Genomic DNA, 23,745 nt, shown 5'->3' with positions numbered 1-23,745 from the left:
GTGCGCCGGCCCTGCATTCGACGCGGCCCGATCCGATCGAGCGACGACCGGTCCTACGGTGCGGGTTGGAGCAGGAACGCCGTCACATCCTCCGAGAACGTCATCTCGCGTCCGTCGATCAGCACGTACTCCGGTGGTTCCTGTTGGGGCGCGCCCGGCAGGCGCGTCGCGGGCGCGAGGCCATGCGCGACCAGGGCGCGGGCGCAGCCGACCCAGTCGCCTTCGCCGTGGGGCTCGTTGCACGAGGCCCAGGACAGCGTGCCGAGCACGTCGCTGCCGTAGCCGTGCGCTTCGTGCCAGTGGGCGCCGTGGTCCAGCAGGAAACCGGCGAGCGCCGCGTTGCCGCGGAACACGGTCCAGTTGAGCGCGGAGCCGCGGAACGGGGCATCGCCGCCGCGCGTGGCCACCGGCCAGCCGAGCGTCACCATCAGCCGCACGGCGGCGTCGCAGCCGTTCATCGCCAGCTCCGGCAGGCGGGCCAGCCGCTCGGGTCCCAGCCGGTCGAGCAGATCCGGCTGGCGCGCCAACCGGCGACGGGCGTCGGCTTCGTCGCCCCGCGCGCAGGCGGCGACGAAGGCGTCCTCGTCGGTCAGGGCCGCGTCGGCACCGGCGTTCTCCAGCACCTGCGCGACATCGGTCAGCCCCAGCGACAGGGCGTAGACATACGTGCCCTGGCCCTCGGGCGTGGCGGCGTGGACATCGGCACCGGCGTCGAGCAGGGCCTGGATCACGGCGACGGGGCAGCGCGCGCGCAGAGCGGCGATCAGCGGCGTGGTGTCCTGGGCGGTGACCTCGTTGGGATCGGCGCCGTGCGCCAACAGCAGCTGCACGGAAGCCAGGTTCGCCTGGACGATGGCATGCGCCAGCGCGTTGGTGCCGGCCGGGCGGGCGCCGTGCTCCAGCAACAGGCGTATGCACGCAGGACTTTGCACGGCGTGGTAGAGCGATTCGCCGTCGTTGGGATCGGCACCGCGCTCCAGCAGCAGGCGTGTCAATGCCAGGTCGTGCGCCTGGCCGGCGGCGCCGTAGAGGGCGCTGAGCCGGTCGTCACCGGGCTGGTCGACCGAGTGCGGCGGCCAGCGGTTGCCGATGGACTGGTCGGGAGGCGCGCCGGCCTCCAGCAGCAGGCGTGCGCAGCGGCGCAGGCGCTCGGCGAAACCGTCGAGGCGCAACAGGGCCGAATGCGTCACCGCCACCAGTGGCGGCAGGTTCAAGGGGCCGCCAGGGCGATGGACCCAGCCGGGATCGGCTGCGATCGCGGCACGTACGGCGGCTTCGTCGCCGACGGCGCAGGCGAGGGATGCATCGCCGTCGGCCAGGTCCGGCTGCTCGGCCAGGACGCGCGCGGCCAGCCTGGGCCGGGCGCCGAACAGGTCGCCGGTGACGTCGCCGGCATACACCAGGCCCAGCCAGTGCCGCACGGTGGCGGCACGGTCCTGCGTACGCAGGCGCTGCCACGCCACGTAGTCGCGCAGCTCGTTCCAGCTTGGGAAGCCGTACTCGCGCGCGATGCACGATTGCGCGTCGTGCAGGCGCAGCTGCATCGCGGCCAGCTGCGCATCGCTGGTGCCGTACGCGGCCGGCAAGGCCTGGCGGAAGCGGTGCAATGCCTCGGCATCGCCGGCCTGGTAGGCGCGCAGTAGCGCCTTGGCCTGCTTGCGCAGGTGATCGATATGGGCGTGCTCGGGAAGCGCGTTCACGGGGAAACCTCCATGCAGGAATCGCCGAAGGTCCGCAATGCCGGCTGCACAAAGGTCTGGAAGGTGTGGAAAGGCAAGTGGGTTGGACCCTGCCCGCGGACCCGGGTGCGGCTTGCTCCGCGCGGCGATCTTAGCCCGCCGCCGGCGCAGTGCCTAGCGATATACCCGCTGGGACGCGTGCTCGCCGGAGCCGGGTTCGTTGCGGTCCGCTCCGGCGCGCCGCGGACCGTGTGGATTGCACGGCGGAGTCGCTGGCGCCACGGACAGATGCCGGGAGGCCCGTTTCATGCGGTGCGGATCATCCGCGCCTGCGGACTGCCCGCTTGGGCCGCCGCGGGCAGCTCGCACCGCAGCACGTCCAGCAGGAACAGGACCACCGCCGGGCCGCGTCCGGTCTGGACGAGCTCGTGCGCGGTCGTGTGGTCCAGCTGTGCGATCGTTTCCGATCGGTACCAGCGCCGCGCCTCGCGCGCGTCCTCGGTCACCAGCGTGGCCAGCGAAACAATCCACGCCTCGAGCGTGCGCGCCGTCATTCGCCCACTCGCAGGGCGGCCGCGGGAATGGTCACCACGAACCGTGCGCCTCCGGCCGGCGCCTCCTCGAACCGGACCTCCCACTGATGCGCCGTGCAGATCTCGCGGACGATGGCGAGGCCGAGGCCGGCGCCTTCGGTGGCGCTCGACGCCCGCCAGAAGCGCTTGAACAGGTGCTCGCAGTCGGCCGGGTCCACGCCGGCACCCTGGTCGACGACCGCGAACCCCTGCGCCGATACGTCCAGCGTCACGACGCTGCCCGGCGGCGAATGGCGGATGGCATTCTCGATCAGGTTCTTCAGCAGGACGAAGACCGCGCCTTCGTCCGCATCGACAAACGCTTCCGGTCCCTGGCGCTCCACCTGCAGGGACACGCTGCTGCGTTCGGCCAGCCTCCCGAGGTAACCGGCCGCATCGGCGGCCAACGCCCACAGCGAGCGTCTGGAGAAGCGATAGTTGCGTCCCTCGCTGACTTCCGCGAGGTGGAGCAGCTGGTGGGTCTGGCGCGCCATCAGCTGCGTTTCGCGGAGCATGGCCGCCTGGTTCATGTCGCCGCCGATTTCGATCTCCGCCTGCAGCAGGGTCAGCGGCGTCTTGAGCTCGTGCGCGGCCATGGCGAGAAAGTCCTGCTGGACCTTGAATCCCTGTTCGAGGCGTTCGAGGGCGGCATTGAGCGCATCGATCAGCGGTGTCATCTCGGACGGGATGCCCTCGGCGTGCAGTCGCGTCGAAAGCGCGCGCGGCCCGATCCCTGCCGCTATCGCCGATGCCCGCTGCAGCGGCACGACCGCGCGGCGGACGGTGAGGTAGATGACGATTGCGAAAACCGAGAGCGCGACCAGGACCGAGGCCGCGGCCGAGCCCAGATACAACTGGCGGGCATAGACCCCGAGCCGCTCCACCATGCGATTGCTGCGCGCCACCCGCAGCGTGTAACCGGTGCCGGCGCGTATCACCCGGCGTTCCCGCACCTGCAGCAGCACCGGCAGCACGGGATCGTCCACGGGCGCCTCGCTGGCAGCGGGCGGCAGGTGTTTCAAGGCTTCGAGCGCGGGGCCGGCGGGACTGCTGAAGACGGCGCGCCCGCCGGCGTCCGCGATCAGGAACGCGGTGTCCTTCCGGAGCGCGTCGTACATGTCCGAAGACCGTTGCAGCGTGAATGCCAGCCGTCCGTCCGCCCCGGTCCGAAGACCGCGTTCGAGCTTGTCCAGTTCGTCCACCAGTTCGATGTCGGCCAGGTAGTCGGTTTCGAGCAGGTAGGCAAAGGCGCCGACGATGGCGCCGGCGGCGATGCATGCGGCGAACACGCCGATCAGCGCGGAGAGCAGGAGCCGCCCGGACAGGCTAGTCGGCCACATCGGTGGTCCTCAGCGCAAAGCCGTGCCCGCGGGTGTTCACCAGGGCCAGATCGCAGCCGACCGCCGCCAGCTTCTTGCGCAGGCGATGCATCGCGACATCGAAGGCATTCGGCGTGACGGCGTCCATGAGGCCCCAGGCCGCCTGCTCCAGGCTGTGGCGCCGCACCGTCTGGCCCTTGGCCCGTACCAGGCAGACGATCATCTGAAGTTCGGCGTGCGACAGCGTCACGACCTTCCCGCCGAACGCCATGCAACCGGCCTCCGGGGCGATGCGCAGGCCGCCGTGCGCGAGTTCGGTGGACTGGAGCGACGGTGTCCTGCGCAGCAGGGCCCGGACCCGGGCCAGCAGCTCCTCCATGGCGAAGGGCTTGGGCAGGTAGTCGTCGGCGCCGGCCTCCAGGCCGTCCACCCGGTCCCGCAACGCGTCGCGCGCGGTCAGCATCAGGCACGGCGTCAGCCGCCCGGCGGCGCGCAGGCGCCGGACCAGGTCCAGCCCATCCCCGCCGGGCAAGCCCCGGTCCACGATCACCATGCCGTAGTCGCGCTCGATCAGCGGGCGCCAGGCCGATTCCAGCGTGTGGAACACATCGGTGGCGATACCGGCGGGCAGCAGGCCCCGGACGATCAGGCTCGCCATGCGCTCATGGTCCTCGACGAGGGCGATGCGGTTCATGGGCGATCGAACGGAAAGGGCAGGGCCGCGACGGAAGGCTGCGCGTGGATCAGAAACCGCGGACCACGCCGATCATCAGGTGTCCCACCGCGGTCGAGTTCCTTTCCAGGAGGGGGCTGTGCGCGAGTTCGTCCGGCAGGCGCTGGTACTGTAGCAGGCCCTGCAGCCGCCACTTGCCGGCGAGCGGCCTGGAGAAGGACAGGCTGGCACGCGGCACCAGCGCGGCGTCCGGTCGGTAGGACGTGCCGGCGAAGGTCTCGCCCGGCCGCACGCCGTAGTAGTAGTCGGCCAGGTCCTTCGAGAGCCATTGCACGCCGATGCCGGGGATCAGTGTGGTCTTGCCGATGCGGAACCGGTAGCCGTAGTCCGCGGAGACCTCGTAGCCCTCGCTGGTGCCGGTGACGTCGGCGACCGCGCGCAGGCGCAGCTCGTTGCCGCCCCAGGCCCAGCGGGCGGCGACGCCCGCGTCGGCCGCATCGTCCCGATCCGCAAGCCGGTCGATGTCCACGCCGTTCCGTGCCAGCTCGGTGCGGCCCAGGTCGCCGCGGTCGAACCCGTCGAAGCGGCCCGATACCACGGCGTCCAGCGTGAAATTGTCGGTTTTCACCAGATGGACACCGAACGTGACGCCCCGCCAGTAGACCCGTTCGCCCTCGTAGGTCACCCACGGGAACGGTCGTACCTGGATCCCTTCTCCGGCATACGGGCTGTCCTTGACGGAGGCGGCCAGGCCGATTGTCCAGGGATCGTTGTCCGGCTGTTCGCCGGCGCCGGGTGGCTCGGCCGGACCGGCCTGGGCGAAGGTGGAAAGAGGAATGAGCGCCGTGAGCGCGATTGCTAGCCGGATCATGTCGAGACACCGCGAAAGGGAGCGTCACTGTGCGTGGGCGTCACTTACGTTCGACTTACAGCGACCGGGTTTTCAGGGGCGCCGGAAGCCGGGCAGGCGGCGCTCTTTCCGGCGCTGCCGATGGGCAGGCAGCGCGTCTGTCCGATTCGGCCGGCCTCTTGCGTATCCCCTGGCGAGCCGGTCGAATGGCGCTGCCTGCGCGGACCGGTGGGCGCAACCCTTTTCCCAGCAAGGCGAAGTACGCGTGAGCGCATCGGGTGGAGCCGGTCTTGCGTCACCGCAGCGGGCGGCAGGCACGGCATGAGCGGTCTGCCCGGTGATCCGTCCCTGACGGCGGCGCTGGCGCTGCTGCGCCGGGCGCTGGATCTGGATACGCCGGAGGAACGCGCGGCATTCCTCGACCAGCGCTGTGCCGGGCAGCCGGCGCTGCGCACGCGCGTTCAGGCGATGCTGGAGGGCTGTGTCGCGCAGATCGACGCGCCGCCGCCGGACGAGACGCGTGATGCGTTGATCGGCAGCCTGCTGGGGCCGTTCCGCGTGATTGAGCGGATCGGTCGCGGCGGCACCGGCGTGATCTACCGGGGCCTGCGCGAAGAAGCGGACTTCGCGCAGGAGGTGGCGATCAAGCTGATCCGCCGCGGTTTCGACTTCGACGACGTGCAGGCGCGCTTCCTGCGCGAGCGGCGCATCCTGGCGCGGCTGTCGCATCCCAACCTGGCCCGCTTCATCGACGGCGGCCTGTCGCCGGACCGCCGGCCGTGGCTGGCGCTGGAGTTCGTGCGCGGCACCACCCTCACGCGCTGGTGCGATGCGCGCCGCCTGGGCGTGCGTGCGCGCATCGCGCTGTTCCTGGATGTCTGCGCAGCGGTCCAGCACGCGCATACGCATCTGGTGGTGCATCGGGATCTCAAGCCCGGCAACGTGCTGGTGGACCAGACCGGCGCGGTGCGCCTGCTGGACTTCGGCATCGCCGGACTGCTGGGCGAGGACGAAACCGATACTGCCGCAGCGCCGACGACGATCGGCCAGCGCCGCGCCTTCACGCCGGAGTACGCGGCGCCGGAGCAGTTCGGCGGCGGCGGCGCGGGCGTGGCGGTGGATGTCTATGCGCTGGGCGTGATCGCGTTCGAGCTGGTCAGCGGCGCGCTGCCGTACCCGCTGGACCGCGGCAACCTGATCGCGACCGAGCGCATCGTGCGCGAGATGCCGCCGCAGACGCTGCTGGCAGCCTTGGCGCGCGAGGACGCCCCGCCGGTGCCGGCAGCGTCCGCCGCGCTGCAGCGCCTGGAGGCCCGCGGCGAGACGCCGGCCAGCTATCGCCGTGCGGTGCGTGGCGACCTCACCCGCATCCTGGAAAAGGCGCTGGCCAAGGAGCCGGCGGACCGGTACGCCAGCGTGGATGCCTTCGCGACGGACCTGCGCCAGTGGCTGGCCGGCGCGCCGGTGCGGGTATCCGGCAACGGCATGGGCTACCGCATGGCCACCTTCATCCGGCGCCACCGGCTGCCGGTGGCGCTGGCCGGCATGGCCCTGGTGCTGCTGCTGGCCGGCCTCGGCGGCATGCTGTGGAAGTCGCGCCAGGCGGTGCGGGCGGCCGAGCGCGCCAACTCCATCCAGGCCTTCCTGCTCAGCGTGTTCGACAGCAGCGCGCCGGGCGGCGCGGCCGACCGCGTGCCCAGCACGCGCGAGCTGCTGGCGCGCGGCGTGGAGCGCGTCCAGGCCGAGATGAAGGACCAGCCGGCGCTGCGCGCGGACCTGTTGACCACGTTCGGGCGCATCCACAACCAGCTCAACCTCTTCGTCGAGGCCGAGCCGTTGCTGCGGCAGGCACACGACCTGCAGCAGGCCGCCGGCGGCACCGATCCGACGCGGGCAGCCGACACGCTCTATCAGCTGGCGCGATCGGTGAAGGAGCTGCGCCGCTATGCGGAGGCGCGTGCCCTGCTGGACCAGGCGCTGGTACGGGTGCCGGCCCACGCGTCGCTGCAGCAGGTGGACATCCGTGTCCTGCGCGGCATCGTGCTGGCCCAGGACGGCGCGCCGGACGTCGGCGCCGAAGAACTGCGCGAAGCGCTGGCCCTGCTGCAGCAGGTCGAGAACCCACCCGGCAAGAAGACCGCCAGCGTGCTGGACGATTTCGGCTTCGTGCTGACGCAGGGCAAGCACTTCGACGAGGCCGTGCGCGTGTATCGGCAGGCCCTGGCGCTGGAGCGCACGGTCTACGGCGAGGTGCATGCGGACATCGGCATGACCTTGTCCAACCTCGGCGCCTGCCTGCTGGCGATGGGCCGGCTGGACGAGGCCGGGCAGGCGATGCGCGAGGCAGTGGCCGTGGACGCCAAGGTCTACGGCACGCCGCACCGTGTCCATGCCGTGCACCTGGCCAACCTGGCCAGCGTGCTGCTGCGCAAGGGCGACACGGCGGAGGCCACGGAGCTGTTCCGCGAAAGCCTGCGCCTGCGCGTGGCGCTCTACGGCGAGAACGACCCGGAAGCCGGCAAGGCGATGAGCAACCTCGGCGGCGCGCTGGTGCAGCTCGAGCGCTACGACGAGGCCAGCACCGTGCTCGACCGTGCCGCCACCCTTCTGGCGGCCGGCGAGGGCGACTGGCGCTACTGGCAGGCCAACGTGCAGACCAACCGTGCCCGCGCCGAACGCGGTGCCGGGCGGCTGGACCAGGCCGAAGCCGCGGCGCGGCAGGCGCTGACTTTGCGCGAGGCGCTGGGCGGCACGCCGGGCGAGGAATGGTTCAACAGCCGCGCCGTGCTGGGTGCGGTCTGGCTCGATACGGGCCGCGCCGCCGAGGCGCGGGACCTGTTCGCGGCCAGCCTCGCCGAGAGCCGGCGCCTGTTTCCGCCGGACCACCCCAGTCTGGCGCAGCGTCACCTGGCACTGGCCGAGGCGGATGTCGCGCTCGGCGCGCTGGACGAGGCCCGCACCCACTACGAGGAAAGCCTGCGCATCGGCCTGGCCTCCGCCGGCGAGCACGCGCTGTACGTGATCCAGGCACGCCTGGGCCTGGCCGAGACGTTGCAGCGCCTGCACGACACAGCCGGATCGCTGCGGCAACGGGAGGCCGTCGTCGAGGCAGTGGCCCGGCTGCCGGAAGGGCATTCGTTGAAGCGGCGGGCATCGCGTCTGGCCGCAGTGCGGTGAGCGGATCGGGCCGTCCGCCGTGCCCGTGTGGGCTCAGCGCAGCGGTTCCAGGGTGGCACCAGCGTATGGGCCACCGCGCGCGTCGAAAACGCGTGCGAGGAAGGCCTTCACGCGCGTCAGCGCTTCGCGCGCTTCCGCGCGCGACAGGTCGAACTGGTACTCGTGCGGCAACGACGGCATGTGATCCTGCGCGAAGAACAGCCGTTCGACGCGCACACCGTGCCGGTCCAGTGCCTCGGCCAGTGCATGGGACTGCGGCGCGAGCGGATCGTCGTTGCCGACGGAAATGAAACTCGGCGGGAAATCCGGCGTCAGGTGGCGCGTGATCGAGAGCTGCGCGATCGCCTCGGCCGAGGGCAGGCGGTCGCCGAGGTAGGCCCACAGCATCGTGCGCACCAGCCAGTGGTCGGCCTCGCCGAGCTTCATCAGCAGGGCATCGTAGGGGCCGCAGAACAGGACGGTGCCGACCAGGTGGGCACGGTCGAGGGCGGGCTCGATCGCCATGGCCCTGGCATAGGCGGGCGAGGTGATCAGTGCGGCCACCTGTGCGGCGATCTGCGCGCCGGCGGAATCGCCGGCCAGCACGACGCGCGTCGTGTCCAGCTGCAGGCGGTCGGCTTCGGCGACGAGGTAGGCCAGCGCGCGATTGACCTGGTGCACCGGTACCGGATAGTGCGTGCCGGGACCGAGCGCGTAGTCCACGGCGACCACGGCATGGCCGTCGCCGGCGAGGATGCGGGCGTAGTTGCCGACCTGTGTGCGGCTACCGGCGACGAAGCCGCCGCCGTGCACCCAGACGATCACCGGCAGGCGCGCATCCTGCGCAATGCCTGTGGGGCGGTGGACGTCCAGCAGCGCATCGGGATCGGCGGCGTAGCGCAGGCCGGTATCGCTGCGCACGGTGGCAGGCACGTGCGCGGCCAGCGCGCGATCGGCCAGCACGCCGCCGAGGTCGAACGCCCAGCGAACGAGCAGCGCGGAAGGCCAGGGACTGGCCATGAATGCGACCAGGCCGGCACCGGCCAGCGCAATCAGCGCAGCGAGTGCGAGGCGCGGCCGGCCGGGGCGGCGGTGGCGGGTTTTCGATCGGCGCATGGCGGTCTCGCGGAGTCGTCGCGCCATCGTACGACGGGCGACGGCGCCCGCGTCCCGCCCACGGGTGCTGCCGGCCGGGCCCGATGAAATGCCGGTGGGCGGTGCCAGCAGATCCACACCGATCGCGCTGGAGATCAACGACCTGTGGGGCGGGCTGCTGGTCGGCATCTTCAGCGCGCCGCTGTCCAAGTGGATACGCACGAAGGTGGAGGCGGCAATGCCGGTCCGATGAGCCGGCCCACCATCGAGTGCCCGGCCCGGGCGCGCCGGTGCCGGGCCGCGTTCCACCCGCGCGTCAGAACGTGATCTTCACCGACGGCGCGCTGCGCTTGGCCTCGCCGTGGAAGACCACCTCGATGTTGTTGCCGTCCGGGTCCAGCGCGAACGCGGCGTAGTAGCCGGGGTGGTACGGGCGCTCGCCGGGCGCGCCATTGTCGGTGCCGCCATGGGCGAGCGCGGCGGCGTGGAACGCCTCCACCGTCGCGCGGTCCGGTGCCTGGAAGGCCAGGTGGTGGCGGCCGGTCAGCGCGCCTTGCGCGGCTTCGCTGTCGGCACTGGAGACGAACAGCTCGTCCGCCCAGAAGTAGCTATCGCCGGTGCCGCCCATCGGCACCTTCAGCACGTCGAAGACGGCGGCGTAGAACGCCTGGGACACGGCGAGGTCGCGCACGACCAGCTGGATGTGATCGATCAGGCGGCCGCGGTGCAGTTCCTGGGTTTCCATTGTTCGGGTCTCCGCAAGGGATGAGGGCGCACGATGCTACCGCGCGGCTGGACCGCGGATGAGCGCGGCGCTCAGGCGTCGAGCCCGATGCGGGCCTGCGTGCCGTCCGCGTCGTGGTCGATCGCGAGCGCGATGCCGTTGCGGTCGCACAGGCGCTGGACGATCGCCAGGCCGAGGCCGAAGCCGGCGCTGCCTTCGCGCTTGGTGAACGGCTGGTGCAGGGTGGCGCGCAGCGCGTCGTCGATCGCATGGCCGTGGTTGGCGATGCGCAGGGTGCCGTCGGCGATGTCGATGCGCACGGTGCCGCGCGCGGTGTGGGCGAAGGCGTTGCCGATCAGGTTGGACAGCAGGATGTGCAGCACGGCGGCCGGATGCGTGGAGGCTGCGGCGGGCGCGACGTCCAGGTCCACCCGGATCGGCCGGTCGCCGATCAGCGGCGCCTGCTCGACGATCACGCGCTCGATCAGTGGCAGCAGGCGCGTCGGGCCGGCCGCATCCAGCGGTTGTTCGCGCGCGAGCGCCAGCAGCGTCGTCACGGTCTGCTCCAACTGGGCGGCCGACAGGCGGATGTGGTCCAGGTGCCGGCGCTGCGTGGCGTCGAGGTCGGCCTCGGCGGCGAGGCGTTCGCCGGCGCTGCGGATCACCGCCAGCGGCGTGCGCAGTTCGTGGCTGGCGTCGCGCGTGAAGTCCTGCTCGCGCGCGATGAAGGTGCGGATGCGGCCGATCAGGGCGTCCAGGCCGCGCGCCAGCGTGCCGACCTCGTCGTCGCCGGTGGCGGCCGGCAGGTGCTCGGGCAGGTCGCCGGGGTGCAGCGCGGCCACCACGTCGGCGAGTTCGGCCAGCGGCCGGCTGGTGCGCCGCGCGACCCAGGCACCGAGCAGCAGGGCCGCGGCGAGCACGGCGGCGCCGGACCAGGCCAGCAGCGCGAAGATCTGGTTGCGGATCGGCCGTACCACCAGCCGGCTGCCGACCTCGGCGACCAGCCAGGCGGGCCGGCCGTCGGTGCCGGCCAGCGGCAGCACGTGGTAGTGCCGCCCGTCGCGGCCGGGAAACTCGCTGCGCCAGCTCTCCTGCCGGAACTGTGCGCGCAGGTCGTCGGGCAGGGTGGCGGTGTCGGTGTAGAGGGCGAGGTGCGGGCTGCGGGGTGCCGGCCATTGGCCGCTTTTCGCTTGTGCGTCGGTGAGGTAGGCGGCCTCGTCGCGCAGCTGCGCGACGAAGAAGTGGTCCTCCACCATGTAGACGAAGGCGATCGCGTACAGCGCGAACAGGCCGGCGACGCCGAGCGTCAGCGCGGCGAAGGCGACCAGCAGCCGGCGTTGCAGGCGGCGGCGCGGCTTCACGCGTCGGCATCCAGGCGGAAACCGACGCCCTGCACGGTGATCAGCATCGGCCGCTCGAACGGGCGGTCCAGCGCGCGGCGCAGCAGGTACAGGTGCGAGCGCAGCGGGTCGGACGGCGGGGTTTCCTCGCCCCACAGCCGCTGCATCAGTTCCGAGCGCGTCAGCGTGCGCGGCCAGGCCTCGGCCAGCGCCAGCAGGATGCGGTACGGCATCTGCGTGAGCACCAGGCGCCGGCCGGCGCGCATCACCTCGCCGCTGCGGCGATCGATCGACAGTGCGCCGACGACGAGGCGATGCGCCTGGCCGGCGCGATGGCGCTGCGACAGCGCCAGGCAGCGCGCCAGCAGTTCCTGGCCGTCGAACGGCTTGACGAGGTAGTCGTCGGCACCGGCCTGGAAACCGCGCAGCTTGTCCTCGATCGCGTGGCGGGCGGTCAGCATCAGCACCGGCACGTGGCGGTCGGCACGGGCGCGCAGCGCCTCGCAGACGCGCACGCCGTCCAGCCCCGGCAGGCCGAGGTCCAGCACCACGACGTCCGGCGGATCGGCCAGGGCGAGGGCCAGGCCGGTGCGGCCATCGGCGGCGAAGTCCGCACGATGGCCGTGGAATGCCAGCAGCGAGGCCAGGCTCGCACGCAGGGCGTAGTTGTCCTCGATCACCAGGATGCGTAGCGGTTCGGACACGGCTCAGCCGTCGATGCGGGCCATCAGCTGTTTAGCTTCGTCCATCTGCGGGTGCTGCGCCAGCACGCGCTGCAGCCGCTCGCGCGCCGGGCCGGACCGGCCGAGCCGCCACTCGCCGTCGGCGATCGCCACCTGCAGCCGCGGCTCGGCGAAATGCGGCTCGGCCAGGGTCATCAGGGTGACGGCGTCGCGCACCGCGGCGTCGCCGTCGGCGGCCTGCAACTGGTAGTAGCCGAGCATGCCGATCAGCTGCACGTGATATGTGTCCACGTCGGCGGCCAGCGCGGCGCGGGCCGCGGCGGCCTCGCCGCGCAGTGCCTGCTGGGCCACGGCCATGCTGCGCTCGTCGCGCGAGGGCGTGCGGGCGACCGGCGTGCGGCCGGTGGCGCGGACCAGCGCCTCGGCGACGCCGAGGGTGGAGTAGGGGTTCTGGCCGGTGATCAGGCCGCCGTCCACCACCACGTGCGGCAGCATCGGCGCCGCCTCGCTCCAGCGGGCGCCCTGCTCGCGCAGGCGGTCCTCGAGCAGGAACGGGTACTCCTTGGCCCAGCGCTTGCCGAAGAGGGTTTCCTCCTCGTTGCTGAAACCGGTCATCGCGCGGCCGGCGGCCAGCGGCCGGCCACCGGCGTCGCGCACGGCGGTCAGCACGGCGGGGCCATGGCAGACCGCGGCGACGATGCCGCCCTGCGCGTGGATCTCGCCGATCAGGCGCGCCAGCGCCGCATCGCGAGGCAGGTCGAACACCGCGCCCTTGCCGCCGACGACATACACGGCGGCGTAGTCGGCCGCGCGCAGCGCCGCGGTCGGGCGCGTGTCGGCGAGCTGCGCGGTCTTGCCGGCATCGGCCAGCAGGCGCGCATTGAACGGGTCCTTCGGGTCGTAGCGGTCCGCCTCCACCGCGCCACCGCGCGGACTGGCCACCTCCACCGCCAGGCCGTTGTCGGCGAAGACCAGCCAGGCCTGGGCCAGCTCATCCATCTCGTAGCCGGGGCGGGTCTTGCCCTGGTCGCGACCTTCGCCGCTGAGGACGATCAGCACGGTGTCGGCGGCGTGGGCGACCGGGGGCGCGGCGGCACTGGCGATGGCCAGCGCGGCGGCGGTCAGCAAGGTCTTCATCGCGGGCTTCCTTCGGGGAGAGGACCGCAGTCTCGGCAGCCGGCGTGAAGCCGGGATCAAACGCGGCGCGCCCATCGGGCGGATGCGCGCGCCGGGCATCGCCGCCCGGCAGCGCGCGCGCTGGCCGGCGTGCGCGTGACGTCGCAGGGGCGGCGGTGACCGACCTGCACGAGGCATCGCCGGCTGGGCGGTGCGCGCTGGCAGTGCAGCGAACGAAACCCGTGCCCGGGCAGGAGGCAGATGCCGACGTGAAACCGGGTCGAAGCCTGAATGGCGATGGCCGCACGGCACCGATGCCTCTTTGCCCGGCGCGCCCGGCCGACTATAGTGCGCGCCTGTTTTCGCACTGCAGAGGGTTTCGTCCGATGCGCCATTGATGCCGCCGTCCGCTGGACGGCACGACTCCACGGCCCCGTGCAGGGGAGTGTGCTGGCATCGATGGGATACACGCATGGCGAATCCGTTCCTGGCGCTGGAAAGCGCGTCCTACGTCCTGCCCGACGGCAGGCTCCTGTTCTCCGGTCTCACCGAGCAGTTCGACCTGCGCCCCACCGGGCTGGTCGGGCGCAACGGTGTCGGCAAGAGCGTGCTCGCACGCCTGCTGGCCGGCCAGCTGCAGCCCTCGGCCGGCCGCTGCCTGCGCTCGGGTAGCGCGTACTACCTGCCGCAACACCTGCCCTTCGACGCGGCAGCCACCGTGGCGGACCTGGCCGGTGTCGCGGCGACCGTCGCGGCCCTGGGGCGCATCGAGGCGGGCAGCGCGGCCGCGGCCGATTTCGAGGCGGTCGGCGAGCGCTGGGACGTCCGCCAGCGCCTGGCGCAGGCGCTCGACCAGGGCGGCCTCGGGCACCTGGACGCACACACGCCGGCGCACACGCTGAGCGGCGGCCAGGTCCTGCGCGTGATGCTGGCCGGCGCCTTCGTGTCCGATGCGGATTTCCTGATCCTCGACGAGCCGAGCAATCACCTGGACCGCTCCGGCCGCGCGGCGCTGGCCGAGCACATGCAGTGCTGGACGCGCGGGCTGCTGCTGGTCAGCCACGACCGCGCGCTGCTGGACCGGATGACGCGTACGGTCGAGTTGTCGTCGCTGGGTCTCAAGAGCTACGGCGGCGGCTATGCGTTCTACGCGCAGCACAAGGCCGCCGAGCGCGCCGGTGCGCTCGCGCAGCTGGACCGGCAGAAGGGCGAGCAGCGGCGCGAGGAGCGCGCCTTGCGCGCGCAGCGCGAGCGGCAGGACCGGCGCCAGGCGCGTGGCGACCGGCACGGGCGCGAGGCCAACCAGGCCCCGATCCTGCTGGGCCGCCGGAAGGAGCGCAGCGAAAGCACCGCCGGCAAGCTGCGGCTGCAGCAGGCGGCCGCGCGCGATGCGCTGGCCGCGCGCGTGCGCGAAGCGGCGCGCCAGGTCGAGCAGGACGCACCGATCGCGCTGCACGCACCGGCGGCGGATGCCGGACCGCGCCGCGTGGCGGTGCTCGATGCGGCCGTGCTGCCGTTCGGGCCGTCGGCGCTGCGGCAGATCGACTGGATCCTGACCGGCGGCCAGCGCGTCGGCGTGGTCGGCCCCAACGGTTGCGGCAAGTCGACCCTGCTCAAGCTGGTGGCCGGCCGGTTGGCACCGGCAGCCGGGCGCTGCGAACGCGCGGTCGCGACGGCCTACCTGGATCAGTCCCTGGCGGACCTGGACCCGCAGCGCACGGCGCTGGAACACCTGCGCGCGGCCAACGATCGTGAGGCCGAGGACGTACTGCGCACGCGCCTGGCGCAGGCAGGGCTGGATGCCCGCACGATCCACGTGCCGACCGGTGCCCTGAGCGGCGGCGAGCGCCTGAAGGCCGCGCTGGCCTGCGCGATCCATGCCGATCCGCCGGCGCAGCTGCTGCTGCTCGACGAACCGAGCAACCACCTGGACCTGGCCGCGGTCGAGGCGCTGGAGGTGATGCTGCGCCAGTATCCGGGCACCCTGGTCGTGGTCTCGCACGACGACCGCTTTCTCGACCAGCTGGCGCTGACGACGCGGCTGGCGGCGACGCCGCACGGCTGGCGGCTGGCGCCGTGGTAGGCCACCGCGGCGGCGGGCGGTTGCCGACGTGATCCGCCGCCCGATCGCGCGCGCAGCGATGGCCTTGCCGCCGCTGCGTCGGAGGCCTGTCCGGACCTGCGCTGGACAGGCCGAGTCGGGAAAGGGCCGGCCCTGTTTCACCGCACGGAGCGATGCGATCCACGGAGGGATCGCGCGCGCGGCGGCGGTTTCACTGCCGCTGCGTCGGAGGCCTGTCCGGACCTGCGCTGGACAGGCCGAGCCGGGAAAGGGCAGGACACCCTATCCCGACCATCAGGCTAATAGTCCAGCGCCAGCTTCATCCACACCAGCCGTCCCGGCTCGTGGATGCGCACCGGATCGGCCGGATAGCCGAAGGCCGCGTTGCCGGCGAGGTTCAGGTGCTCGGCGTAGGTGCGGTCGAACAGGTTGTCGATGCCGGCGGTGAGCTGCAGTGTCTTGCCGAAGCGATAGCCGGCGTTGAGCGAGAACGTGCCGAAGCCGGCACTGGGGCCGAGGTCGCGGCCGACGACGTTGCCCTCGTCCACGGCGATGCGGCCCTGCCGCGCGACCAGCCGCCACAGCGCGCCGAGCGACCAGTCGGCGCGCGCATAGGTCAGGTTCATGCGTGCCTCCAGCGGTGGCATCTGCGGCAGCGCGCGGTCGTCGCTGCGGTTCTCGCCCCAGGCGTAGGCGACGGTGGCCTCGGTGGTCCAGCGCGGGGCGAAACGCCACTGCAGGCCGAGCTCGCCGCCGCGCGTGCGCGCATCGACGTTCAGCGCCTGCGAGGACGGGCCCATCATGCCGCCGCTGCCGTAGCGGAACAGGATGTAGTCGTCGATGCGTGCGGCGTACAGCGAGGCCCAGGCGCGCAACACCGCTCCCTGGTACTGGGCGCCGACGTCGAGCTGGGTGGTGATCTCCGGGCGGATCGCGGCGAAGGCATTGGCGGCGCCCATCGGCCCGTGGTCGGGCGAGAACAGCTCCCAGTAGTCCGGCAGGCGCTCGGTACGGCCGAGGCCGGCATAGACGGTGGCGGGCGTGGCCGCGAGGTCGTGCTCGTAGCGCACGAAGCCGGCACCGAGCGTCTCGCGGCGCGTGGCACCGGCCGTGGGATTGGGCATCGGCATCATGCCGTCCGTGGTCGCGCGCCGGTCCTCGACCCGCGCGCGATCGGCACGGGCGCCGGCGACCAGGCGGTCGCGCGGGCGGGCCTTCCACGTGGCCTCGGCAAAGGCGCCGGTGGTGGTGAAGCGCGCGTCGGGCACCCAGGCGGTGCCAGCGTGCATGTCCATCGCGTGGGCGGCCTCGTGGTTGCGGTGACGGCTGGCCTGCTGGTCCAGGCCGGTGACCAGGTCCCAGGCGCCGAGCTGCCAGGTGGCGGCGGCACGCCCACCGGTGGTGCGGCGATCCAGGCGTGCTTCCATCGGCATCGGCATCGGCCCCAGCGGATCGGGTTCGCGCAGGCGGAAGTTGTCCATCACATGGTCGGCGTCGTTGTGGAAGACGCTGGCGTCGATGCGCGCGAGCGCGCCGCCGAAGCCGGTCTTCTCCACGCGCAGGCCGGCGCTTTCGCGCTTGAACCGGGTGCCGTCCATGCCGCGGCCGGCATAGCGCGCCTCGCCATCGCCGGTACCGAACGTGGCGATCACGCGCGTGTCGGCGCCGGGCGTCCAGCCGGCCTCGACGTCGGCGTTCCACTTCTTCCAGCGCGAGGGAACGGTGCGGCCGTCACCGTCGTCGTAGTCGTCCTGCTCGGAGCGGTTGGCGACCAGGCGCAGATGGCCGGCGGGCGCGCCGAGCGCGATGTCGGCCACCTGGTCGTTGCGGCCCCAGCTGCCGCCGAGCGCACTGCCGTACAGGCGCGCACCGGCGGTCTCGAACGGCGCGGTGCGGCGCTCGAAGCGCACCGTGCCGGCCGAGGCACCCGGCCCCCACAGCACGGTCTGCGGGCCCTTGATCACGGCGAGCACGTCGTAGGTCTCCGGCGCCACGTAGGAGAGCGGATTGTCCATGCGCGCCGGGCAGGCTCCGGCCATGGCGCCGTCGCCGGTCAGGAGGTTCAGCCGCGAGCCGAACATCCCGCGCAGCACCGGGTCGCCGTTGGTGCCGCCGTTGCGCACGGCGCCGAAGCCGGCGATGGTCCGGAGGTAGTCGGCGCCGTCGCTGGCCGGTACCGGCTGGCGCGGCAGCTTGGGATCGGTCGTGAACAGCAGCGGGGACTGCGGCGCGACGGCGGTAACGACGACCGGCTGGAGACGCGCCGTCTCCGGCGCGGGATCGGTGACGCTCGGGTCGGTCGCCTGCGCCGGCACGGCACAGGCGAGCAGGGCCGCGGCGAGCACGGCGGGCGATGCGTTCGGTGGCATGACGTGGCTGGCAGTCCGGCAGCGTCGGCGTGCGCGCCGACGGGACGGACCATTGCAGCACCCGCTGCCGCGACCGGGATGTGACCGGCGGTCGCAGGGCGGCGCGGCAGCGGCCGGCGTGGCGGGCCGGCCGGTGGGTGACACATTGCCGCAGGTCCGCATCCGCGCCTGGGAGGCCACGGGCACCCGCGCCGCCGGGCGAACGCCGCCAGCGCAGGGACGACGCCTCGGGCGTACGATGCTGGTATCGTTGCTGCGTTCCTGGCCTCCTGGTTGTCCGCTGTCGCGCGCCGCCCGCGGTCGGGCTGGCCACTTCTCACTCGCCCGTCACGACAGCGCGCCGCCGCCCCGCCACGTTCCCGATGCAAACATCCGTCTACCGGTTTGGTCGCTTCGCGCTGGATGCGAAGGGCCGCGAGCTGCGCGAGGACGGCGTGCTTCTGGCGATCCCGCCCAAGTCGTTCGATTGCGTGGCCTACCTGGTCGAGCACCGCGACCGGGCGGTGGGCCGGGACGAGCTGATCTCGGCGGTGTGGGGCGTGGCCGACGTCAACGACCATACGCTCGGCCAGACCCTGCTGCGTGCGCGCCAGGCGCTGGGCGACGTCGAAGCCGAGCGCAGCATGATCCGCACGGTGCCGCGGTTCGGCTATCGCTGGATCGCCGTGGTGGAGGTGATCGAGTACGAAGCGGCCGCACCGGCCGCACCGCCGGCTGCCGAGCGGCCGGTCGCGACGGCCCCGCCGGTCGAGCCTGTCGAGCCGGTCGAGCCGCTGCCTCCGGCGGCGGCGGACGGTGCCCGGCCGGTGCGGCGCTGGCCGTGGACGCGGATCGCGCTGGGGCTGGTCGTGGTGCTGGCCGGCGTCGGCTTGGGCCTGTGGCTGGCCCGGCCGCCAGCCCCCCGGAATCCGGCGACCGCGCCGCCGGCGAGCGGTGCATTGTTCATGGTGCTGCCGGTGCAGCTGGACGGCAGCCAGGCCGCCACGACCTGGGTGCGGCTGGGCGTCATGGACTACATCGCGACGCTGCTGCGCCAGGACGGCGGGCAGCCGGTCCTGCCGAGCGACCAGGTGGTGAGCCTGGTCGGCGACGAGCCGATACAGGGGCGCGAGGGCGAGAACCTGGGCCGGCTGCGCGCGGCGACCGGCGCTACGCACATCGTCCTGCCGCGGGCCGAGCAGTCCGACGGGCGCTGGCACCTCAGCCTGGACGTGTTCCACGACGGCACGCTCGATACCTACGCCAGCAGCGCCGCCGCGCCGCTGGAGGCGGCGGCGCAGGCCATCGCGCAGCTGATGGCGCACCTGCGCCTGCATGCGACGGTGCGTGTGGCGCCGCTGCCCGACGACGAGCGGCTGACACGGATCGACGCGGCATTGCTGATGGGCGACCTGGAGGAGGCCAAGCGCCTGATCGAGCGCGGTGGCGCGGCGGCCGGGACCGATCCGCGCTTCAGCGTGCGCGCCGGCAACGTGGCGGTGCGCCAGGGCCGGCTGGCCGATGCCGAGCGGTTGTACCGGCCGCTGGCGGAGGATCTCGCGCAGCCGGATGCCACGCTGCGCGCGCGGGCCTGGATGGGTCTGGGCGCGGTGCAGCTGCTGCAAGCGGACAACGCCGCGGCGGTGCAGTCCTACACGCAGGCGATCACGCTGCTCGGCGACGGCCGCGAGGGCGGCTGGCTCGGCCGCTCGTACATGGGGCGCGGGGCGAGCCAGGTCGCGCTCGAACACTACGACGAGGCGACCGCCGATTTCAGCCGCGCGCGCGTCGAGCTCGATCGTGCCGGCGACCGCATCGGCCAGGCCAACCTCGACATCAACGTCGGCATGGCCGACGCCTACCGCGGCCGCTACACCGAGGCGCTGGCCGCGCAGGACCGCGCGATCGCGATCCTGGCCGGCTTCGGCATCCGCGACCAGCTGGTCATCAGCCTGCACAACAAGATCTACACGCAACTGGCGCTGCTGGACGTGGCCGGCGCGGTCGCCACCGGCCGGCAGGCGATGGAGCAGATCGAACACCTGGCCAACCCGGCGATCAACCGGCGCGTGGCGGCGGCGTTCACGCGCAGCCTGCTGGCGGCCGGCCTGTTGCGCGAGGCGGGCGAGGTCATCGAGCGCTTCGACGACAGGCCCGACGATCCGGCCGCCAGCGACACCGAGTTCGCGGCCCTGCGCGCGGTGCTGCTGACCGAGCAGGGCCACGGCGACCGCCTGGTCGAGCGCGCCGATGCGATCGTGGCGCGGATCTCGCGTTCGGCCGACCTGTCCGGCCAGACGTCGATGGGCGAGGTGTGCTGGCTGGTGGTGCAGGCGGCCGCGGCGCAGGGGCGCATCGCGCCGGTCGAGCGCATGCTGCACCAGCTCGAATCGGCATCGTCGGCGCCGCAGGACATCGACCGGGCGATCATCCTCGACCTGATCCGGGCCGAGCGAACCCGCCTGCGCGGCGAGGGCGACGGCAGCGCGCTTTACGCCGAAGCCCTGGCCAAGGCCGAAGCCCGTGGTGCGCCGGAGAGCATCATCGTGGTGGCGGTGGCCTGGCTGCGTCCCCTGCTCGCCGACGGCGACCTGGAACGCGCCGCCGCGGTCGGCGGCCGGCTGGCGGCCTATGCCGATCGCGACTACCGGGCCGCGCGCGCCACCGAAGCGCTGTACCGCGCCCTGGGGCGGCCGTCGCTGGCGCAGGCGGCGGCCGGCAAGGCCGCCGCGCTGGCCGGCGAGCGTGACCTGACCGACCGGTTCTGAGCCCCCGCCGGCCGCCGCTTGCCGGGCGGTGCCAGCGTGCGTCCGGCGCCACCGGCCGGCCTGCCGGGGGCGGGCGATCCTGCCACCAAGCCATTGATCCGCATGGGGTGTTGAGCGCCTGTGCGGATCCTGTGCGATGCCGATGCGGCCGGCGTGCGGGCGCGCTCGACGCGCTGAAAGAAACTCGATCGAGGGGGAACAGGTCCGGCGTCCGGCGCCGCGTCCGTTCCCGGCCTCATCCTTCAACGGGGAACCCATTCCATGCAGGCAGTTCGCAGAACCCTCCTCGCGGCAGCGCTCGCCGGCACCGTCGGCAGCCTGGCGGTCCCGGTCCGCGGCGACGGCGTCCCGGCCGCCCCGGCCGGCAGCCGTGCCGCCTTCCTGGCCGATGCGGCCCGCCATCCGGAACGGCCGATCGCCGAGGACGATTTCGCTCCGGGCCGGCGGCCCGACGCGACCGCGCCGCAGGCCGATCCGGCGGTCCCGGCGGGTGCCGACGCGCCGTTGCGCGTGATCGACGAAGGTTTCAACCAGGCCGACCTGCTCAGCCGCGACGGCCGCCACATGGCGCCGGGCGGCCTGTTCACCCAGGGCTGGATCCGCCAGAACAACAGCGACCGTCCGGCCAACACCTGGCAGCAGGGCCTGCCGTCGATGTTCCTGGCGCAGGACGGGCCGATCGACGCCTACATCGGCTCGCACCCGTTCGCGACCCTGTCCGACCAGGGCACGATCAGTTCCTGGCTGCTGACGCCGCCGATCAACTTCACGCCGACCACGCGGCTGTCGTTCTACACGCGCGAGGTCGGCGGCAGCACGCTGCCGACGCGCCTCCAGGTCCGCGCCTGCAATGTCGGCACGTGTACCGACGTCGGTACCGAGCCCGGCGACGTGGGCCAGTTCGCGACCCTGGTGCTCGACATCAACCCGACCGAGGTGCAGGCCGGCTATCCGGCGCAGTGGACGCGCTACACGCTGACCGCGGCCGAGGGCCTGCCGACCTCGGGCAGCGGCCGCATCGCGTTCCGTCACCATGTCCACCAGGACGACGGCCTGCTGCGCGGCGGCTGGCTGGGCCTGGACCGGGTGGTGGTGGAGCAGGGCAGCGGCGAGACCAGCCCGCTCGGGCTGGAGGTCACCGTCAGCCATGCCGATCCGGCGGCGCCGGCCGCCTGCGGCAGCGCGACCGCGATCGACGTCGCCGCCGGCGACCAGGTCAACCTGTGCTATCGCGTCACGAATCACAGCGGCGAGGCGTTGCGCTATCACGCGCTGCGCGACGACCAGGTCGGGCCGATCTTCGACGCGCGCGAGGAGGCGCTGGCACCCGGCGCGACCCTGCAGCACAACCGCATCGTGACGGTCAGCCGGTCGATGTCGCCGTCGAGCACCTGGATGGCGCAGGCGCTGCCCGACGGCTACGCGGTCGAGGACAACGCGCCCGCGGCCTACGTCGACGCCACCGGCGGCACGCCGATCGAGCCGAACGAGCTGTTCAGCGGCGCGGCGCTGCCGTTCCCGGCCGACTTTGACTTCCGCCTGTTCGGCGAGCGCGTCGACGAGCTGTGCGTGACCGGATTCGGCGTAATCGCCAGCAAGCGCAGCTACGGCGGCTGCTCGTACAACGGGTTGTACTGGGGCATCCGGCCGCTGCCGGATTCGGAACTGACGATCTACGGCACCGCGCTGGCGCTGTTCGAGACGCGGTTCCAGGCCGCCGGCGACACCTTCCACACGATCGTCGGCACGGCGCCCAACCGCCGCTACGTGATCGAGTACCACCAGTGGCCGATCGCGTTCGGCCTGCCGCAGCCCGAGCGCGGCCTGAAAGCGCAGGTGATCCTCAACGAAGGCAGCCACCTCGTCGAGTTCCAGTACGCCAACGTGCTGTTCGGCGGCGAGCCGAGCTGCGCCTACGGCGGCTGCGCCGGCATCGGCCTGCAGAACAAGAACCGCGGCTGGCAGTACTCGTTCGGTACGCCGAGCCTGCGCAACGTCAGCCGCATCGCCTGGCGGCCGACGGCTCCCGTGGTGCACACCCGCACGCGCCAGGTGCAGATCACCGCGCATGGCGCCGTGCTGGCCCTGGATGCCGAGCGGATCGATGCGCAGGCGGAGGTCGGCGGCCAGGCGACGGCACGCATCGGCGTCGCCAACGCCGGCGACGGCCGCCTGGATTGGCAGGCCGGCGTCACGGCGGCCAACAGCCACCTGCCGGTGACGCCGCGCCTGGCACTGCCGCTGCGTGCCGCCGGCGCCGCCGCGGCGTTCGCGCCGCTGCAGCGGCCGGTGCAGGCAGCCTGGCAGCACGGGTTCGGGCCGGCCCCGGCGCTGCCGGCCACCACGCCGGCCGGCCAGGGCGACCACACGCTGTGGGCCTTCGACGTCTGGAACGCGATGCTGGTGAGCGCCGATCCGGCCGCTCCGGGCTACGCCGAGACGGCCGTGGTCGAGGGCTATCCGGGCGTGGCCACGTTCACCGGCACGGATTTCCTCGACGACGACTTCACGACGCTCTACGCGCTGGATGCCGATACCCACACGCTGCGGCGCTTCACGCCGACGACCGTCGGCGGCAGCCTGACGCAGGACGAGGTGCTGGGCACGGTGGCGGTCCCCGCCGGCACGACGCCGAGCGGCCTCAAGCAGGACCCGACCACCGGCGCGGTCTACATGGCCACCGCCGATGGTGCAGCCAGCACGCTGTGGCGGGTCGATCCGCTGACCGCGGCGACGTGGCTGGTCGGCCCGATCACCGACGCGCCCGGCATCATCAGCATGGACTTCGACAACGACGGCAACCTGTACGGACTGGACGTCGTGCTCGACGCGCTGGTCGCGATCGACAAGACCACCGGCGCCGGACGCATCGTCGGGTCGCTCGGTGCCCCGACCGGCGGCAGCATCTCGGCGCTGGCGTTCGACCCGGCGCACGACGACCGCTTCCATCTCGCCACGGTGGCGAAGAACCGGGGCTGGTTCTGGACCGTCGACAAGGCGACCGGCCAGGCACAGCCGGTCGGGCAGATCTCCGGCCCTGACGGCGGCCTGGCGCAGTTCGGTGCGATGGCGATCGCGCGGCCCGGCAACCGCTGCGTCGAGCTGTCCGAGGTGCCGTGGCTGACGCTGAGCCAGCCGGGCGGCACGATCGAACCGGGCACCGGCGCGGTCGAGCTGGAGCTGCGCCTGGACGCCAGCGGGCTGGCAGCCGGCGTGCACCACGCCAACCTGTGCCTGCACAGCAACGACCTCAACCGGCGGCGTGCTGCCGTGCCGGTCACGTTCACCGTGGGTGGCGACGGCCTGTTCGCGGATGGTTTCGAGACGCCGCTGCACTAGCCCCCTGCCGCATTCCTGTTT

The 23,745-nt window shown here is 72.7% G+C and carries 16 protein-coding genes; 5 read left to right on the top strand and 11 right to left on the bottom strand.

Annotated features, from left to right (window positions below):
• Nucleotides 1–53: 53 nt before the first annotated feature.
• The 5 genes from I596_RS13310 to I596_RS13290 all read right to left on the bottom strand — a co-directional run bounded on the left by I596_RS13310 (nt 54) and on the right by I596_RS13290 (nt 5,114).
• Entirely contained in the window at nt 54–1,700 is a 1,647-nt protein-coding gene (locus I596_RS13310; protein ID WP_067648854.1) for an ankyrin repeat domain-containing protein, read from the bottom strand.
• Between the two features lie 284 nt (nt 1,701–1,984).
• Nucleotides 1,985–2,233, bottom strand: coding sequence for a hypothetical protein (locus tag I596_RS13305; RefSeq protein WP_067648851.1), 249 nt, complete (start codon nt 2,231–2,233; stop codon nt 1,985–1,987).
• Nucleotides 2,230–3,540, bottom strand: coding sequence for a sensor histidine kinase (locus I596_RS13300; RefSeq protein ID WP_190278912.1), 1,311 nt, complete (start codon nt 3,538–3,540; stop codon nt 2,230–2,232). Before I596_RS13300 ends, I596_RS13305 begins: the two co-directional genes overlap by 4 nt.
• A gap of 37 nt (nt 3,541–3,577) precedes the next feature.
• Nucleotides 3,578–4,264: a response regulator transcription factor gene (locus I596_RS13295; RefSeq protein WP_067648845.1), complete on the bottom strand. Its 687-nt coding sequence runs from the start codon at nt 4,262–4,264 to the stop codon at nt 3,578–3,580.
• A 49-nt stretch (nt 4,265–4,313) separates the two neighbouring features.
• Nucleotides 4,314–5,114, bottom strand: a complete 801-nt coding sequence (locus I596_RS13290) for a MipA/OmpV family protein (RefSeq protein ID WP_083965571.1) — start codon at nt 5,112–5,114, stop codon at nt 4,314–4,316.
• 300 nt (nt 5,115–5,414) lie between these two features.
• Between I596_RS13290 and I596_RS13285 the strand changes: the two genes are divergently transcribed.
• Nucleotides 5,415–8,270 carry a serine/threonine-protein kinase gene (locus tag I596_RS13285; RefSeq protein WP_067648843.1) on the top strand — a complete coding sequence of 952 codons (2,856 nt, stop codon included), beginning with the start codon at nt 5,415–5,417 and terminating at the stop codon, nt 8,268–8,270.
• Between the two features lie 33 nt (nt 8,271–8,303).
• On the opposite strand, the gene I596_RS13280 is transcribed toward I596_RS13285, so the two are convergent.
• Nucleotides 8,304–9,365 (bottom strand): alpha/beta hydrolase, encoded by a 1,062-nt coding sequence (locus I596_RS13280; protein ID WP_190278911.1) that lies wholly within the window; start codon nt 9,363–9,365, stop codon nt 8,304–8,306.
• 94 nt (nt 9,366–9,459) lie between these two features.
• Between I596_RS13280 and I596_RS18780 the strand changes: the two genes are divergently transcribed.
• Nucleotides 9,460–9,597: a hypothetical protein gene (locus tag I596_RS18780; RefSeq protein ID WP_190278910.1), complete on the top strand. Its 138-nt coding sequence runs from the start codon at nt 9,460–9,462 to the stop codon at nt 9,595–9,597.
• Nucleotides 9,598–9,660: 63 nt separating this feature from the next.
• Here I596_RS18780 and I596_RS13275 read toward each other — a convergent pair whose 3' ends face one another.
• The 4 genes from I596_RS13275 to I596_RS13260 all read right to left on the bottom strand — a co-directional run bounded on the left by I596_RS13275 (nt 9,661) and on the right by I596_RS13260 (nt 13,228).
• Complete coding sequence (locus tag I596_RS13275) at nt 9,661–10,089, bottom strand: VOC family protein (RefSeq protein WP_067648840.1); 429 nt, start codon at nt 10,087–10,089, stop codon at nt 9,661–9,663.
• Between the two features lie 71 nt (nt 10,090–10,160).
• The gene (locus I596_RS13270; RefSeq protein ID WP_067648837.1) at nt 10,161–11,429 is read right to left on the bottom strand and encodes a sensor histidine kinase; all 1,269 of its coding nucleotides are present in this window, start codon (nt 11,427–11,429) and stop codon (nt 10,161–10,163) included.
• Nucleotides 11,426–12,112, bottom strand: coding sequence for a response regulator transcription factor (locus I596_RS13265; RefSeq protein WP_067648834.1), 687 nt, complete (start codon nt 12,110–12,112; stop codon nt 11,426–11,428). Before I596_RS13265 ends, I596_RS13270 begins: the two co-directional genes overlap by 4 nt.
• A 3-nt stretch (nt 12,113–12,115) precedes the next feature.
• Nucleotides 12,116–13,228 (bottom strand): type 1 glutamine amidotransferase domain-containing protein, encoded by a 1,113-nt coding sequence (locus I596_RS13260; RefSeq protein WP_067648826.1) that lies wholly within the window; start codon nt 13,226–13,228, stop codon nt 12,116–12,118.
• Nucleotides 13,229–13,679: 451 nt separating this feature from the next.
• Here I596_RS13260 and I596_RS13255 point away from each other — a divergent pair, with 451 nt between their 5' ends.
• The gene (locus tag I596_RS13255; RefSeq protein WP_067648823.1) at nt 13,680–15,290 is read left to right on the top strand and encodes an ABC-F family ATP-binding cassette domain-containing protein; all 1,611 of its coding nucleotides are present in this window, start codon (nt 13,680–13,682) and stop codon (nt 15,288–15,290) included.
• Between the two features lie 278 nt (nt 15,291–15,568).
• Here the strand turns inward: I596_RS13255 and I596_RS13250 are convergent, their stop codons facing one another.
• Complete coding sequence (locus I596_RS13250) at nt 15,569–17,638, bottom strand: TonB-dependent copper receptor (protein ID WP_067648820.1); 2,070 nt, start codon at nt 17,636–17,638, stop codon at nt 15,569–15,571.
• Between the two features lie 362 nt (nt 17,639–18,000).
• On the opposite strand from I596_RS13250, the gene I596_RS13245 reads away from it, so the two are divergent.
• Complete coding sequence (locus I596_RS13245) at nt 18,001–20,385, top strand: winged helix-turn-helix domain-containing protein (RefSeq protein WP_067648817.1); 2,385 nt, start codon at nt 18,001–18,003, stop codon at nt 20,383–20,385.
• 261 nt (nt 20,386–20,646) lie between these two features.
• Nucleotides 20,647–23,724 (top strand): choice-of-anchor J domain-containing protein, encoded by a 3,078-nt coding sequence (locus tag I596_RS13240; RefSeq protein WP_067648814.1) that lies wholly within the window; start codon nt 20,647–20,649, stop codon nt 23,722–23,724.
• Nucleotides 23,725–23,745 lie beyond the last annotated feature (21 nt).

It is taken from the genome of Dokdonella koreensis DS-123 (genome assembly GCF_001632775.1).
In the GTDB taxonomy this organism is placed as follows: Bacteria; Pseudomonadota; Gammaproteobacteria; order Xanthomonadales; family Rhodanobacteraceae; genus Dokdonella; species Dokdonella koreensis.
Note: the sequence above shows the minus strand (reverse complement) of the source record. Positions and strands in the feature narration are given on the sequence as shown.

Coding starts and splice junctions, on each gene's coding strand:
- I596_RS13305 (WP_067648851.1), bottom strand. CDS start 2,233: ATGACGGCGCGCACGCTCGAGGCGTGGATTGTTTCGCTGGCCACGCTG.
- I596_RS13295 (WP_067648845.1), bottom strand. CDS start 4,264: ATGAACCGCATCGCCCTCGTCGAGGACCATGAGCGCATGGCGAGCCTG.
- I596_RS13290 (WP_083965571.1), bottom strand. CDS start 5,114: ATGATCCGGCTAGCAATCGCGCTCACGGCGCTCATTCCTCTTTCCACC.
- I596_RS13285 (WP_067648843.1), top strand. CDS start 5,415: ATGAGCGGTCTGCCCGGTGATCCGTCCCTGACGGCGGCGCTGGCGCTG.
- I596_RS13280 (WP_190278911.1), bottom strand. CDS start 9,365: ATGCGCCGATCGAAAACCCGCCACCGCCGCCCCGGCCGGCCGCGCCTC.
- I596_RS13275 (WP_067648840.1), bottom strand. CDS start 10,089: ATGGAAACCCAGGAACTGCACCGCGGCCGCCTGATCGATCACATCCAG.
- I596_RS13260 (WP_067648826.1), bottom strand. CDS start 13,228: ATGAAGACCTTGCTGACCGCCGCCGCGCTGGCCATCGCCAGTGCCGCC.
- I596_RS13255 (WP_067648823.1), top strand. CDS start 13,680: ATGGCGAATCCGTTCCTGGCGCTGGAAAGCGCGTCCTACGTCCTGCCC.
- I596_RS13250 (WP_067648820.1), bottom strand. CDS start 17,638: ATGCCACCGAACGCATCGCCCGCCGTGCTCGCCGCGGCCCTGCTCGCC.
- I596_RS13245 (WP_067648817.1), top strand. CDS start 18,001: ATGCAAACATCCGTCTACCGGTTTGGTCGCTTCGCGCTGGATGCGAAG.
- I596_RS13240 (WP_067648814.1), top strand. CDS start 20,647: ATGCAGGCAGTTCGCAGAACCCTCCTCGCGGCAGCGCTCGCCGGCACC.